We start from the raw sequence: 14,982 nt of genomic DNA, 5'->3' as shown, positions 1-14,982 counted from the left end.
GCTGATCCACCATGTCTGTGCACGAGACCGCTGTCGCCCGTTACTTCGAGGCGTGGAACGCCGCCGGGCGCCCCGGGGAGATCGCCAAGGCCGTGGCCGCCGCCTGGAGTGAGGACGGCAGCTATACCGACCCGGTGGCCGACGTCACCGGGCACGAGGGCATCGCGGCCGTGATCGCGGCGGCCGGAGTACAGTTCCCCGGCTTCGAGTTCCGGCAGACCGGGACCGTCGACGGCCACCACGGCATCGCCCGCTTCGGCTGGGAGCTGGTGTCCCTCGCCGACGGCTCGGCGCCCGTCGCCGGGTCCGATGTGATCGCGCTCGCCGAGGACGGCCGCATCCGTACGGTGTACGGCTTCCTGGACCGCGTTCCCGCCGCCTGAGGGCCTGCCCCGATCTGCCCCGGCCCGGCGGCATCGGGCCGGGGGTGTCCGGGCCGTCGGGTGTCCGGGGCGAGGGGTGTCCGGCCGTCGCGGCCGTCGGCGGCCGGCCCAGCGGTCCGATCGCGCCGATGCGAGGCAGAATGGCGTTATGCCTGAATTGCCGGAGGTCGAGTCCCTCACCCGGTTCCTGGGCGAGCACGTCGTCGGCCGCACCGTCGCCCGTGTCCACCCGGTGGCCGTCCACGCGCTCAAGACCTACGACCCGCCCCTCACCGTGCTCGAAGGGCAATCGTTCGACAGTGTGACCAGGCACGGCAAGTTCCTCGACCTCGGGATCGGCGGAGTGCATCTGGTCATGCATCTCGCCAGGGCGGGCTGGGTCCGCTGGAGCGACCGTCTGCCGGACGCGCCACCCCGCCCGGGCAAGGGCCCGCTGGCGCTCCGTGTCCGGCTGACCGAGCCCGAGGGCGCGGGGTTCGACGTCACCGAGGCCGGTACCCAGAAGCGGCTGGCGGTCTACGTCGTCCGGGATCCGCTGGAGGTGCCCGGCATCGCCCGCCTGGGGCCCGACCCCCTCGCCGACTCCTTCACGCCGGCCGCCTTCACCGGCCTGCTGGAGGGAGAGCGCCGCCAGATCAAGGGCGTGCTGCGCGACCAGAGTGTGATCGCCGGGATCGGCAACGCGTACTCGGACGAGATCCTGCACGCCGCCCGGATGTCGCCGTTCCGGCTGGCCGCCAAGCTCTCCGAGGAGGAGGTGGCCGTGCTGTACGCGACGATCGGGACGACGCTCGGCGAGGCGGTCGAACGGTCCCGGGGGCTGGCCCTGCGCAATCTCAAGGCGGAGAAGAAGAGCGGGCTGCGCGTGCACGGGCGCGCGGGAGAGCCGTGCCCCGTCTGCGGGGACACGATCCGCGAGGTCTCCTTCGCGGACTCCTCGATGCAGTACTGCCCCACCTGCCAGACAGGCGGCAGAATCCTGGCGGACCGGCGGATGTCGCGGCTGCTGAAGTAGCCACCGTGACACCGGGCCGCGTCCCCAGGGCTGCGGCCCGGCCCTCAGACCCTGTCCGGACAGGACCTAGGCTGACGGGTCCACGTTCTTCACCACCGCAGTCCGGGACCCCGCAGCCCGTGAACGTGCGGTGGTGAACGCGCGGCCCTGAACCCCAGCCGCCGAACCTCAGCCGTCGAACCCCTGGTGCACCTCGTGACTGAAGCCTCCGCCGTACTCGCCCAACTGGAGTCCGTAGGGCCGTACTTCACCGTTCAACACGGCGAGCGGCCCGATCCGGAAGGGTTCAGGACCCTGTCGGATCTGTACGGAACGGACGGCGCCGACGCCCCCGACGGCGACGGCACGGGCGGTCCGCTCGGTGCGTATGTGCGGCTGTACGCCCGGCGGATGGGGACCGACCAGCTCCGGGTGGCCGCTTCCACCCTTCAGCTGGGTCTCGCCTCCCGCCTCTGGTCGGTCGCGCTCGGCGCGGCCGTTCTCGCCGGGCGCCTGCCGGACCTGGCCCCGGACCGGCTGCGGGTGCGTCTCACCGGCGAGGGGCCGCTCGAACTGTGGCTGCCCGAACCGGTACTCGCACCGCAGGGGCCACAGCAGGACCACCCGGCCGGTGCCGTAGTCGCGGCGGTGGGCCTCGCCCATCTGCGGCCGTTCCACACGGTCCTGCGGGCCCGGTATGGCCTCTCGCCGCACACGCTGCGGGGCAACGCAGCGTCCGCCCTGGTCGGAGCGGTGCGCGTACTGAACGGCAGGCGGCCCGACGCCGAGGCGCGGACCACCTCGCTGGCGGCTGCCGTGCTGGAGAGCGAACCCCTCGCCGGCAGCGGCGATTTCATCGTCGAGGAGGGGCTGGGCTTCGCGTTCCTGCGCAACAACTGCTGCCTCTACTACCGGATTCCGGGCGGCGGCCTCTGCGGCGACTGTGTCCTGCGGCATCCGCCCAACAGCCGGCCCGCCCGGTAGGCCGGCAGCCGCTCTCACCCTCACCTGCCCTCACCGACGACCCACACGGCAAGAGATTTCTGCAACTTGCAGGAAACTTTTGCGCAAACTCTTGAAGTGCTCATGCCTTACCGGCAGGCTCCTCTGCGTCTCCCCCCAAGGCGGTCGGCCGCACGCGGCCGCCCCGGGACACCGCACTGCCCGCACGACGAAGGAGCCGCAACGATGCGCAACCGTCTGATCGGCGTGTCCATGGCCGGGGTCATGGCTGCCGGCGGTCTGCTCGCCCTCACCCCCTGGCAGGCGCAGGCCGCGCCTCCCGGCGACCGGACCGTCACCGCAACCCTCTTCGAGCGTCCGTACACGGACGTCGGCAAGATCTGCACGGACTCGCTCGGCCCGGCCGGTTACGGGTACGTCGAGGTGTCACCCGCCACCGAGCACATCGCCGGGCCGCAGTGGTGGACCTCGTACCAGCCCGTGAGTTACCGGATCGCCGGACGCCTCGGGGACGCGGACGCGTTCCAGTCCATGGTGAGCGCGTGCCACGCGGCGGGTGTCAAGGTGATCGCCGACGCGGTGATCAACCACATGTCGTCCGGTTCCGGCACCGGGACCGGCGGCACGCAGTACAGCAAGTACACCTACCCGGGGACCTACGGCGACGCGGATTTCCACACCTGCCGCAAGGACATCACCGACTACACCAACCGTGAGAACGTCCAGACCTGCGAACTGGTCGGGCTGGCCGACCTCGACACAGGCAGCGACTACGTGCGGTCCACCATCGCGGCCTACCTCACCGGACTGCGGAAGACGGGCGTCGACGGGTTCCGTATCGACGCGGCGAAGCACATGGCCGCCGCCGACATGCAGGGCATCAAGAGCAAGATGGCCGACCCCGGGTTCTGGGTCTCCGAGGTCATCTACGGCAGCGGCGAGGCGGTGCAGCCCGAGGAGTACACGGGTCTCGGCGACGTCGACGAGTTCCGCTACGGCACCCACCTCAAGAGCGCCTTCCAGGGAGGCGACCTCGGCGGTCTGCAGAACGTCTCCGACGGAAAGCTGGCCGGCGACAAGGCCACCACGTTCGTCGACAACTGGGACACCGAGCGCAACGGTTCGACACTCAGCTACAAGGACGGCGACACCTACAAGCTCGCCAACGCCTTCATGCTGGCGCACCCCTACGGCTCGCCGAACGTCTTCTCCGGCTACGAGTGGTCCGACAAGGACGCGGGACCGCCCAGCGGCAGCGACGGCTGGACCAATATGCACGCCGACCCCGAGATCACCGGAATGGTCGGATTCCACAACGCCGTTGGCGACGCGGCAGTCACCGACTGGTGGTCGCAGGGCAGCGCCATCGCCTTCGGACGCGGCGCCAAGGGCTTCGTCGCCCTCAACAACGGTGACGGCGACCTCCAGCAGACGTTCGCCACGTCACTGCCCGGCGGCACGTACTGCAACGTCGCCAAGGCGACACCGGACAACTGCGCGGGCAACACCGTGACGGTCGGCGACGACGGCAAGGTCACCGCGACGGTCCCGGCCAAGGGCGTGCTCGCCCTGGACACCGCCGCCACGTCGTAGGCCACAACAGGGCGGCGCGACCGGTGCGGCATGAGCGGCCGGGGCGCCGCCTCCGTCGCCGCCTTCGTCCAGAGACCGGCCAGGGGCCAGGGGCTGGGGAGCCGGCAGTCCGCTCATGTACTGTTGCCCCTCCCCACGCCCGTGGACCGTACCGAGGAGGTGAGCCCCATTACCGCTGCAGCAGGCCGGGCGCTCCCCCTCACGACCGTACGGTTCATCTGACCCCAGGTGACCGAGGGAGCCCCACAGGTATCCCGAAAGGCTCACATGCCGGTCCCACCGTCACATCAGTCACCACCGTCACATCAGTCACCGCTGTCACACCAGTCACCGCTGTCACACCAATTGCCTCTGCCGCTCTCCGCCGTCGTCACCCGGCTGCGGGCCGCGGGCTGTGTCTTCGCCGAGGACGAGGCGGAGCTCCTTGTCTCCGCCTCGTGCGACTCCGCCGAGCTGGCCGCCATGGTCGACCGCCGTGTCGCGGGTCTCCCGCTCGAACACGTGCTGGGCTGGGCCGAGTTCTGCGGCCTGCGCATCGCTGTGGACGCCGGTGTCTTCGTACCCCGCCGGCGCACCGAGTTCCTGGTCGAGCAGGCCGTCGCCCTCGCTCCGCCGCGGGCCGTCGTGGTCGACCTGTGCTGCGGCTCCGGGGCCCTGGGCGCCGCGCTCGCCTCCGCGCTGGACGGAGCCGAGCTGCACGCGGCCGATGTCGACCCCGCCGCGGTGCGCTGCGCCCGCCGCAACGTCGGCGGTGCCGGGGGGCGGGTGTACGAGGGCGATCTGTACGGCCCGCTGCCGCGATCACTGCGCGGACGCGTCGACATCCTGCTGGCCAATGTGCCGTACGTCCCCACCGAGGAGATCGAACTGCTGCCCGCCGAGGCCCGGGTGCACGAGGCGCGCCTCGCGCTCGACGGTGGTGCGGACGGCCTCGACGTACTGCGGCGGGTCACCGCGGCCGCGCTGCCCTGGCTGGCGCCGGGCGGGCACCTGCTGTTCGAGACGAGTGAACGGCAGGCGCCCGCGGCCGTACGGACGGTCACCCGGGACGGGTTGTCCGCGCGGGTGGCCGGCTGCGCGGAGCGGTACGCCACGGTGGTCATCGGAACGCGCGAGACCGGCTCACGCGAGATCGGGACCCGCGAGATCGGGACCAGCGGCGCCCGCTGATGGGCGGGCCGGGGTGCGGGGCCCGGATCCGCGTCCCGGGCCCCGCTCGGCAGGTCGGTTCTCCTGGTGGGACGGGGTGCTCAGCGCCCGAAGCGGATCAGGACGCGGACCATCCGGCAGGTGGCGTCGGACGGCGGGTGGATGCCCGCGAGGGCGGCTGTGGAGCGTATCTTCCGGTTCGGTGCCTGATCGGGACGGTAGACACCGGTGTCGAGCAGGGCGATGGCCAGGCGCATCGCCTTCAGCCTGCGGTTGTGCGAGACGTACCAGTCACGTGGCTTTCCTGCGGGCAGCGGCTTCTTGACCAGGGACTCCGTCGGGAACACGGCTACGGCCATCGGCGACCTCCAGATGCTGGTGACGGGGCCCTCGCGGACCCTCACGAACTGCCTCCATTTTACTGCCGGGCACTGACAGAAGACCTGGCCAGAAGGGGTCCGGACCGCCTCTCACGTACCTTTGGCCCCATGGAGATCTGGATCAATCCCGCGTGCTCGAAGTGCCGGAGCGCGGTGGCCCTGCTGGACGCGGAAGGTGCTTCGTACACCGTCCGCAGGTACCTGGAGGACGTGCCGGGTGAGGACGAGATCCGGGCGGTGCTCGGCCGGCTCGGGCTCGAACCGTGGGACATCACCCGGACCCAGGAGCCGGACGCGAAGGCGCTCGGGCTGAAGGAGTGGCCGCGCGACGCTGAGGCGCGGGACCGGTGGATCACCGCGCTCGCCGGGCATCCGAAGCTGATCCAGCGGCCCGTCATCACGGCGGACGACGGCACGGCGGTGGTGGCGCGTACGGAGGAAGCCGTACGGGACGCTCTCGGACGGTGAGTTCCCCGGCCCACCGGGCGGCGCGGTCAGCGGTGCGGTGACCGGGCGCCGCGGAGCGCCGTCCGGTCAGTCGTCTCCCTGCCTCCGCCCGGCCAGTTGCCTCTCCGCCTCGGCCAGGATCTCGGTCAGCCGCAGACCGAACCGCACGTCGCACGGGTGCGGTTCACCGGTCCTTACGGCCGCGAGCAGCGCGTCGACCGCTGCGGCGAACGGCGCCCCCGCACCGCCGCCACGGCCCTCCGGCAGCACCGCCACCCCGTGGGCGCCGCGGAACTCGACGGTCGCGCCGGCCGCTGCGGCGGGGGCGCTCAGGCTGAGCGTCGCCGAACTGGAAGCGCCCGAGGTGTGGCGCAGGGCGAGGTGGACGGTGTCCTCGGCGCCACCGGCCGCGGTGACCTCCGTCGCGTCCCCGAGCACCGGCAGCAGAACGGAGAGCGCGTGCGGCCCCACGTCCCACAGCCCGCCCTTCTCCCTGCGCCACGGGGACGCCGCGTACGGGCTGTCCGCTCCGGGTGAGAAGAGCGCTCCGAGCCACTCCGCCCGGCCGGTGAACCAGCCTTCCGTCGCGGCCTGTCGGGCGGTCCACGCGGCCACCCCGGGGGTGAAGCGCAGCGTGCAGAAGACCACGGACGCGACGCCGGAGCGCTCGGCTGCGGCCACGACCTCGTGCGCGCCGGCGACCGTCGTGGCGACCGGTTTGTCGAGCAGCAGATGGCATCCGGCCGCCGCGGCACGGGCCGCGAGCGGTGCCTGGATGTCCGGCGGCAGAGCGACCGCGACCGCGTCGCTCGCCGCGAACAGCGCGTCCGCATCGTCGTACGCGGTCGTCCCGTGCTCGGCGGCGAGCGCGGCCGCCGCCTCGGGCCGTCTGCCCCAGACCCCGCTGAACTCGATGTCCGGGTGGGCGGCGAGCGCCGGTGCGTGGGTGGACCGCGCCCAGGGGCCGGTGCCGAGCAGACCGATGCGCGGCTTCGTACGGGATGGTTTCGTCATACCGAACAGTGTCGGCCACCGGATCCGAGCACGGGGGTGCGCCGCTCCAGCGCGGTCCCACGGGGGGCGTCCGCCGCACCGGCCGGTGCCTCCTGGTCCGTTCCTTTGCCGGCAGCCCCTGCTGCTGCCCCGCCGCATCTGGTTCAATGGGCACATGGCCCGCCATCAGAACACCTCGACCGGTCGCTTCGACCTCGAACCGTTCTGGCCGTCCCGTCAGCATCACGACTTCGACCGAGTGTGTTGCCGTGCGACACAGGCGCCGGCCCTCTAACGCCTCTCCGTTTCGAAGCCTTCGGCCGGCGCGCACGACGTACGTCCCTCGACGACCTCTCCGCGCGAAAGAGCTGACCACTCATGGCTGACACCCGTTCCTTCTCCGCCGCGACCGCATCGACCACCACGCCTCTCCCTTCCCACCGGCACCGGCTGCGGTCCGTGGACCGTGACGAGGTGGTCCCGGTCGCGGACTTCCTGCCGCCGGGGGCCACCTGGCTGCCCGCGCCCCAGCACACCCTGCCCACCGTGCCGGGCCAGCCGCCGATGATCGGCTATCTGGTGCTCGTGCCCGCCGACCACCGGCCGGGTGCGGTACCGGCCCCCGCCGCTCCCGAGGGGGCGGTGCAGATCGACAGCGAACAGCGCACCGCTTCGGTGGACGGCCGGGCGCTGGATCTGACGTATCTGGAGTTCGAGCTGCTCGCGCATCTCGTCGCGCACCCCCACCGCGTGCACAGCCGCGATCAGTTGGTGACCACCGTGTGGGGGTACGGGCATGTGGGCGACGGCCGGACCGTCGATGTCCATGTGGCCCGGCTGCGCCGCAAGCTGGGCGCCGAGCACCGGCACACGATCCGTACGGTACGACGCGTCGGGTACAAGTACGCGCCCTGATGCGCACGGAGCGCCCTCCCCGGCTGTCCCCACGGCCCGGGAGGGCGCCGCGCTGTCGTGTCCGGTCGCGTGCGGTCGTGCGCGTACGGTCGGATGCCTGCCGGGGACCGTCGGCGCAGCGTCGTGAGCGAGGCCGGGCAACCGGGAAAGCCCCCTGGGCGTAAGCCAGTTGCGCTCGCCCAGCAGTGTCAGCACGGCGGGCAGCAGCACCATCCGCACCACGGTCGCGTCCAGCGGGACCGCCACCGCGAGGCCGGCGCCCCGCCCATCTGCCGCGTGTCCTGCGTCGAGAGGGAGCCGGAGACCGAGAACACCGCGACCATGGTCACGGCTGCGCCGGTCACCGCGCCGGAGCCGTAGGGCGAGAGGCGCGGGGTGGTGCCAGGTACACCCCGGGCCGGGTGCGGAACCCAGTGTGGCGGCAACCGGTCGCCGCCACACTGGTGTCCAGGCCGGCGGTCACCCGGCCAGGGACGAGAGGGACGTCAATGATTGCGACGAAGGCACGCGACGCGGGGGTGGCGGCCGTACGGGGCCTGGCGCTGGCCGGGATGTCGCTCATCGGCTCGATCACGCTCTTCACGCTGGCAGTCACATCGATCGCGCTGATCCCGGCCGGGGTCGGTGTCTTCACCACACCGGCGCTGCTGGACCTGGTCCGCTCGCACGCCGACCGGCGCAGGCTGCTGGCGGCCAAGTGGGCGGGTGTCCGCATTCCGGTGGCGCGCCGGCCGCACCCGCGGTACCCGAGGTCCGGCCTGGCCGGTCAGGTGGAGCGCTGCGCGGTGCTGGTGAAGTCCCCCGCGACCTGGCGCGACATACGCTGGCTGCTGGTCGACATGACGGCGGGCACGATCACCGCGCTGCTGCCGCTGTCGCTGCTCGCCGAGGGGCTCTTCGGCATCCTGCTGCTGCTCGGTTTGTGGAAGCCGGTCGTCCGGGCGGGCGGCGGGTACTGGTACGAGTTCGTCCGGGTCGACAGCTGGACCACCGCGGCGTGCGCGGCCCTGGTCGGCGTCTGCTGGCTCGCGGTCGGGCTGCGTTTCGGACCGGCTCTGATCCGCGGCCACTTCACCCTCACCGGGGCGGCGCTGGCCCCCACCAGGGAGGCCCGGCTGGGCGAGCGGATCGACCGGCTCACCGAGACCCGGCACGACGCCGTGGACAGCTCGGCCGCCGAACTGCGCCGCATCGAGCGCGATCTGCACGACGGCGCGCAGGCCAGGCTAGTGGCGATGGGCATGAATCTGTCCACCATCGAGATGCTCATCGAGAAGGACCCGGCGCAGGCGAAGAGGATGCTGTCGATGGCCCGCGAGTCGTCGGCGGAAGCCCTCACGGAGCTGCGGGACCTGGTGCGCGGTATCCACCCACCGGTACTCGCCGAGCGCGGACTCGGCGACGCGGTCAGGGCCCTGGCCCTGCGGCTGCCGGTGTCGGCCGAGGTCGAGGTGGACATGGCGGGCCGCACGGAGGCCCCGGTCGAGTCGGCGGCGTACTTCGCGGTCAGTGAAGTCCTGACGAACGCCGTCAAGCACGCGGGGGCGGACCGGATCTGGGTCGACATCCACCATGCCGGTGGGATGCTGCGGATGTCGGTCACCGACGACGGCCGCGGGGGTGCGTCGGCGGACAAGGGTTCGGGGCTGAGCGGAATCGAACGCAGGCTGGGTACATTCGACGGCGTACTGGCCGTCAACAGCCCCGTGGGCGGCCCGACCATGGTGACGATGGAGATTCCGTGCGCGTTGTCCTCGCCGAAGACCTCTTCCTTCTGAGAGACGGCCTGGTCCGGATGCTGGAGGCGTACGACTTCGAGATCGCCGCAGCGGTCGAGACCGGACCCGAACTGACGCGGGCCTTCGCCGAATTGCAGCCGGACGTCGCCGTGGTCGACGTCCGGCTGCCGCCGTCCCACACGGACGAGGGCCTCCAGTGCGCGCTCGCCGCCCGCCGTGCCCGCCCCGGGCTGCCGGTCCTGGTCCTGTCGCAGCACGTGGAGCAGTTGTACGCGCGTGAGCTGCTGGCGGACGGCACGGGCGGGGTGGGATACCTGCTGAAGGACCGGGTGTTCGACGCCGACCAGTTCATCGACGCGGTACGCCGGGTGGCGGCGGGCGGCACCGCGATGGACCCGCAGGTGATCCAGCAGCTGCTGTCGCGGCGCTCCCGGGACAAGCCGGTGGGCAGCCTCACCCCGCGCGAGCTGGAGGTCATGGAGCTGATGGCGCAGGGGCGTTCCAATGCCGCCATCGCGGGCCAGCTCGTGGTGACGGAGCGGGCGGTGGCGAAGCACACGTCGAACATCTTCGGCAAGCTGGGCCTGCCGGTGTCGGACGACGACAACCGGCGGGTGCTCGCAGTGCTCGCCTATCTCGACCGGGGGTAGGGCCGCCTGTCTCGACCGGGCCGCCGCCGATCCCTACCGCTGCCGCCGGGCGACCCGTACTCCGGTGACTCCCAGCAGCCCGGCCAGCGGGACCCGGGCCGACGTCTGGTCCGGGTCCACCGCGAAGTCGCCGGCCCGCAGCAGATCGAGCAGGCGCTCGGCCAGGGGCATGACCATGTGCCGTCCCCAGCAGCGCTCGTTGGCGTGGCCGAAGGGGAGATATCCCGGGTGGTCGTCGGGGTCGGCCCCGGCCCACCGGTCCGGGCGGAACGTGTCGGGGTCCTCCCAGATCGCGGGAGAGCGGTGGGTCAGCAGGGGCAGCATCAGCACGTCGTCGCGCTCGCCGATCCGCTCGTCCAGCGCGGCGAACTCCGGGGACGCCACCCGCAGCAGGTTCCAGGACGGCGGCAGCAGCCGGAGGGTCTCCAGCAGGATGTCCCGGTTGGACACGTCGTCGCCGAAGGGCGAGCCGAGCCAGAGGGCGTTGGCGACGAGCGTGGACACCGTGAAGCAGACGGGCGCCGCCGCACGCCGGTACATGCCCATGGCGTGGCGCCGCTCCGCGTAGGTCCCGGCTTCCGCGGTGAGCGCGGCCAGACGGGAGACCGGCGCACCGGGGCCCGGACTGCCGGGCAGCGCGGCGCCCGTTCCGATGACGGTCCAGGTCATCGCGGTCGTCCACTCAAGCCTGCGGTCCATGAGGACGCGGTACCGGCGGGGATCGGAACCGAAAACGAGATCCCGCAGATAAGCATGGCCGACCTGCGGCCATTCTCCGGAGAGATCGACCTTTTCCGGATCCGTCTTTTTCAGTGCGACTTTGACATCCTGGGAAACAGCACGCATGAGCGCGGACGATTCCGGACGCGTGATGGACCGTCCTTTGAGCGGCTTGAATGTGGGCCGTTCGAATTCATTGGCCGGTCTGCTGCGCAGTATTTCGTCGATCAGTTCGGGCCCTGCGACGCCCACGGTTCCGGGATCCAGACGAAATGCGTCCGCGCCGCGGTGCGTGCGCAGCAGATCGTCGATTCTCGGTGTGAAGACCGTGGTCCGGGCACCCCTGTCCGTACCGGAAATGTTCATCGGAGATCTCCCAGAGCAAGAGGCCCGGCGCCCGGCGGGACCGCTGAACGGTCCCACCGGGAACGGGGTGAACAATTCGCAGGTCAGTACCAGATGTACCAGGCGTACGACTTCAGGCTCTTCTCGGGCCTGATCTTGTTCTTGATGGAATGAATGAGCTTCATGACAGCACCTCCGATTGACGGCGAACTGACCGAGCCGGACATAAAGACCCGGCGGCAGAAGTGAAACCCAGCAGAAAAGGTACGTCAATGTAATGCAGATCACGCACCGGTCGGCCACTTTACATGTTTCATCGGCCACGTACCCCGAACAACGGCTGACAGAACGAAATCAGCCCGTTTAGGACCGCCGTGATACCCAGATCCGCAGGCCGCCAATCCTGGAGTCGGGCGGGCCGAAAGGTGGAACCGGGCCCCTTTTGCGCAGACATACCTGTGCGCCCCATTGCTCCGCATCCTCCGCGTCATTACCGTGCGCATCGCACGCATCTGTCATCGCACGGACCGTCAGCAGCAGTGACGCGCAACACGAGGAGTGCCGATGCACGAGCTGTCCAGACGTACCCTGCTCAGCACCGCGGGCGTGATCGGCGCCGGGGCCGTGATCGGCGCGCAGACCCCGGCCGCAGCGGCCGGCGGACCGGCCGCCCCCCTCCGGAGCCTCTCCGCCGCCGCACCGGAGCCACTCGACGCCGGACCGGCCCGCGCGGCGCTGAAGCGTCTGCTGCCTTCGCACGCCGACCAGTTCACCCTCACGCCCCTCACCGGCAGGGAACGCTTCCGGGTCACCGGCTCCGCGGGCCGGATCGAGGTCGCCGCCACCGGCCCGGCCGTGGCACTGACCGGCGTCCACTGGTACCTCAAGTACGTCTGCCGGGCGCACATCTCGTGGAACACCTCGCAGCTCGACCTTCCCCGGCGGCTGCCCGCCCCCGGCAGGGCCGTCCAGCAGTCGGCGACCGTCCCGCACCGCTTCGCGCTCAACGACACCCACGACGGCTACACCGCGCCGTACGCGGACTGGCCGCACTGGGAGCGGACGATCGACGTCCTGGCCCTGCACGGCTGCAACGAAGTCCTCATCACGACCGGTCAGGAAGCCGTCTACCACCGGCTGCTCCAGGACTTCGGGTACTCGGACACCGAGGCCCGCACCTGGCTGCCCGCCCCCTCCCACCAGCCGTGGTGGCTCCTCCAGAACATGAGCGGGTACGGCGGCCCGCTGTCCACCGCGCTGATCGACCGGCGTGCGGCGCTGGGCCGGCGGATCGCCGACCGGCTGCGCGAGCTGGGCATGCACCCGGTGTTCCCCGGCTACTTCGGGACCGTCCCGGACGGGTTCCCCGACCGCAACCCCGGCGCCGACGTCGTCCCGCAGGGCACCTGGAACGGGCTGCGGCGCCCCGACTGGCTCGACCCGAGGTCCGAGGTGTTCGACCGGGTCGCCGCGGCCTTCTACCGGCACCAGTCCGAACTCCTGGGCGATGCCGCCCACTTCAAGATGGACCTGCTCCATGAGGGCGGCACCCCGGGCGACGTCCCGGTCGCGGACGCCGCCCGCGCCGTCGAGACCTCGCTGCACACCGCACACCCCGACGCGACCTGGGTCATCCTCGGCTGGGGCGTCAACCCGCGCGCCGAGTTGCTCCGGGCGGTCGACACCGACCGGGTGCTGATCGTCGACGGACTCTCCGACATCGACACCGTCACCGACCGCGAGAAGGACTGGGGCGGCGTCCCGTACGCCTTCGGTTCGATCCCCGACTTCGGCGGCCGTACGACCATCGGCGCCGACACCGACCGCTGGACGGCGAAGTTCACGGCCTGGCGCGACAAGCCGGGCAGCGCGCTGGCCGGCACCGCGTACATGCCCGAGGCCGCCGAGCGCGATCCGGCCGCCTTCGAGCTCTTCAGTGAACTGGCCTGGCGCACCGAGAAGATCGACCGTGCCGCGTGGTTCACCGGCTACGCCGGGGTGCGCTACGGCGGCGAGGACCGCGCCGCGCGGACGGCGTTCGCCGCGCTCGCCACGACCGCCTACCAGCTGACCACCACCGACGGCCGCCCGGTCGACTCGCTCTTCGCCCGCCGCCCCAGCCTCACCGCGTCGGTGAAGTCCGCCTTCGACACCGCCGGTTTCGACACCGCCTTCGCCGCGCTGCTGGACGTCGGCGCGCCGCTGCGCGGATCGGACGCGTACCGCTACGACCTCGTCGATCTCGCCCGGCAGGCGCTCGCCGACCGGGGCCGGATCCTGCTGCCGCAGCTGCGCGCCGCCTACACCGGCAAGGACGCGGCCGCCCTCAGGACGCTGTCCGTGCTCTGGCTGAAGCTGATGCGGCTCGCCGACAGCCTGGCCGGCTGCCACCGGGCGTTCCTGCTGGGCCCGTGGCTGGAGGAGGCCAAGCGTTTCGCCACCAGCCCGGCCGAGGTGGTGCAGCTGGAGTGGACGGCCCGCACCCTCATCACGACGTGGGGCGACCGCGCCGCCGCCGACCACCTCAGCAACTACGCGAACCGCGACTGGCACGGGCTGCTCAGTGACGTCCACCTCCCGCAGTGGCAGGCGTTCCTGGACGAACTGGCGGCCGCGCTCGCCGACGGCCGGGACGCCAAGACCTTCGACTGGTACCCGGACGAGGAGGCCTGGACCCGCCGGACGGACGCGTATCCCGTGGCAGCGACCGGCGACGCGTACCGCATCGCGCAGCGGGTGCACGACACCCTGGCCACCGCCCCGTACCAGGGCGCCGCCACCGTCTCCGCCCAGCCCGTGGCCTTCACCCCCGGCAGCACCGGCACGGTCACGGCCGGGTTCCGCAACCTCAACGGGCTGCGCGCGACCGGCCAGGTCGATTTCACGCTGACCGGCCTGACCGCGGCGCCGAAGGGCGCCACCTCTCTGAAGAGTGTCGGCCCGGGTGCGTCGGGCTCGGTCTCCTGGCAGGTCACCGCCCCCTCCGAACCGCTGACCACGCCGCTGCGCCCGATGCCGTACACCCTCGTGACCCGGTTCGGGCCGCAGGGCGAGAAGCAGGTGGACCTACGGGAGCGGAGCTCGGTGTACGTGGCCGCCCCGCTCGCCGCCGGGTGGCGTACGTACACCGGCAACGACGCCGTGTTCGGTCAGCTGGACGGGCGGCTGGCGATCAACGGCGGCGGACAGGACCTGTGGAAGGGCACCACCCAGTTCGGCACCGCGTTCCGCGCCGGGGCGATGACGGACGGCACGACGGCGACCGTACGGGTGGACTCGCAGGAGAACACCGGGAGCTGGGCCCGGTGCGGGATCGCCGTGCGCAACAGCCTGGCGACCCCGGGCTCGGCCGGCTTCCTGAACCTGGCGGTGACACCGGGCCAGGGCGTCGTCCTCTCGTACGACACGAACGGCGACGGAGCGCTGGACACCTACAAGCGCGTCACCGGGGTCAAGGCGCCGGTGGTGCTGCGCCTCTCCCGGGCGGGCACCGCGTACACGGGGTCCTTCTCGACGGACGGCGGGACCAGTTGGCGCACGGTCGCCACCGTCACCGTGCCGAGCGCGGCGGGCAGCCAGGACACGGGGATCTTCATGAGTGCGACGAACGGCGGGAACGGAGTGCGCGGGACCGTGGACTTCAGTGAGTGGTCCCTGGGCTGAGCGGTGCCCGGGCCCCGCCGCGGTGTACGGAGCTGCGGGGCCCCGGGT

The 14,982-nt window shown here is 71.7% G+C and carries 14 protein-coding genes and 1 pseudogene; 10 read left to right on the top strand and 5 right to left on the bottom strand.

Annotated features, from left to right (window positions below; translation table 11 throughout):
• Positions 1 to 11 precede the first annotated feature (11 nt).
• From OG285_RS26830 to OG285_RS26810, 5 genes are all read left to right on the top strand, one after another.
• On the top strand, positions 12 to 383 hold the full coding sequence (locus tag OG285_RS26830; protein WP_371792462.1) for a nuclear transport factor 2 family protein: 372 nt from the start codon (positions 12 to 14) through the stop codon (positions 381 to 383).
• 148 nt (positions 384 to 531) lie between these two features.
• Entirely contained in the window at positions 532 to 1,398 is an 867-nt protein-coding gene (locus OG285_RS26825) for an Fpg/Nei family DNA glycosylase (protein WP_371792461.1), read from the top strand.
• Positions 1,399 to 1,593: 195 nt separating this feature from the next.
• Entirely contained in the window at positions 1,594 to 2,361 is a 768-nt protein-coding gene (locus OG285_RS26820) for a (2Fe-2S)-binding protein (RefSeq protein ID WP_371792460.1), read from the top strand.
• A 204-nt stretch (positions 2,362 to 2,565) separates the two neighbouring features.
• A complete protein-coding gene (locus OG285_RS26815) occupies positions 2,566 to 3,933 on the top strand; it encodes an alpha-amylase family protein (protein WP_356825132.1) in 1,368 nt (455 codons plus the stop codon).
• A 267-nt stretch (positions 3,934 to 4,200) separates the two neighbouring features.
• Entirely contained in the window at positions 4,201 to 5,103 is a 903-nt protein-coding gene (locus OG285_RS26810; protein WP_371792459.1) for a putative protein N(5)-glutamine methyltransferase, read from the top strand.
• 80 nt (positions 5,104 to 5,183) lie between these two features.
• Here the strand turns inward: OG285_RS26810 and OG285_RS26805 are convergent, their stop codons facing one another.
• The gene (locus OG285_RS26805) at positions 5,184 to 5,441 is read right to left on the bottom strand and encodes a hypothetical protein (protein WP_356825136.1); all 258 of its coding nucleotides are present in this window, start codon (positions 5,439 to 5,441) and stop codon (positions 5,184 to 5,186) included.
• Positions 5,442 to 5,570: 129 nt separating this feature from the next.
• Here OG285_RS26805 and OG285_RS26800 point away from each other — a divergent pair, with 129 nt between their 5' ends.
• Positions 5,571 to 5,930, top strand: coding sequence for an ArsC/Spx/MgsR family protein (locus tag OG285_RS26800; protein ID WP_356825138.1), 360 nt, complete (start codon positions 5,571 to 5,573; stop codon positions 5,928 to 5,930).
• A 66-nt stretch (positions 5,931 to 5,996) separates the two neighbouring features.
• On the opposite strand, the gene OG285_RS26795 is transcribed toward OG285_RS26800, so the two are convergent.
• Positions 5,997 to 6,923, bottom strand: coding sequence for a Gfo/Idh/MocA family protein (locus tag OG285_RS26795; RefSeq protein ID WP_371792458.1), 927 nt, complete (start codon positions 6,921 to 6,923; stop codon positions 5,997 to 5,999).
• Between the two features lie 357 nt (positions 6,924 to 7,280).
• Between OG285_RS26795 and OG285_RS26790 the strand changes: the two genes are divergently transcribed.
• Entirely contained in the window at positions 7,281 to 7,817 is a 537-nt protein-coding gene (locus tag OG285_RS26790; protein ID WP_356825142.1) for a winged helix-turn-helix domain-containing protein, read from the top strand.
• Between the two features lie 102 nt (positions 7,818 to 7,919).
• Here OG285_RS26790 and OG285_RS26785 read toward each other — a convergent pair.
• A pseudogene (locus tag OG285_RS26785) lies at positions 7,920 to 8,170 on the bottom strand (MMPL family transporter); the annotation flags it as partial.
• Positions 8,171 to 8,305: 135 nt separating this feature from the next.
• On the opposite strand from OG285_RS26785, the gene OG285_RS26780 reads away from it, so the two are divergent.
• Positions 8,306 to 9,595 carry a histidine kinase gene (locus OG285_RS26780; protein ID WP_356825144.1) on the top strand — a complete coding sequence of 430 codons (1,290 nt, stop codon included), beginning with the start codon at positions 8,306 to 8,308 and terminating at the stop codon, positions 9,593 to 9,595.
• A complete protein-coding gene (locus OG285_RS26775) occupies positions 9,559 to 10,206 on the top strand; it encodes a response regulator transcription factor (protein WP_356825146.1) in 648 nt (215 codons plus the stop codon). The genes OG285_RS26780 and OG285_RS26775 overlap by 37 nt, the downstream gene beginning before the upstream one ends.
• A 33-nt stretch (positions 10,207 to 10,239) precedes the next feature.
• On the opposite strand, the gene OG285_RS26770 is transcribed toward OG285_RS26775, so the two are convergent.
• Positions 10,240 to 11,292: a cytochrome P450 gene (locus OG285_RS26770; protein ID WP_371792457.1), complete on the bottom strand. Its 1,053-nt coding sequence runs from the start codon at positions 11,290 to 11,292 to the stop codon at positions 10,240 to 10,242.
• Positions 11,293 to 11,375: 83 nt separating this feature from the next.
• Entirely contained in the window at positions 11,376 to 11,456 is an 81-nt protein-coding gene (locus tag OG285_RS26765; RefSeq protein ID WP_371793633.1) for a tryptorubin family RiPP precursor, read from the bottom strand.
• 379 nt (positions 11,457 to 11,835) lie between these two features.
• On the opposite strand from OG285_RS26765, the gene OG285_RS26760 reads away from it, so the two are divergent.
• Positions 11,836 to 14,934, top strand: a complete 3,099-nt coding sequence (locus tag OG285_RS26760) for an alpha-N-acetylglucosaminidase (protein ID WP_371792456.1) — start codon at positions 11,836 to 11,838, stop codon at positions 14,932 to 14,934.
• Positions 14,935 to 14,982 lie beyond the last annotated feature (48 nt).

The organism is Streptomyces sp. NBC_01471, assembly GCF_041438865.1.
Lineage (GTDB): Bacteria > Actinomycetota > Actinomycetes > Streptomycetales > Streptomycetaceae > Streptomyces.
Note: the sequence above shows the minus strand (reverse complement) of the source record. Positions and strands in the feature narration are given on the sequence as shown.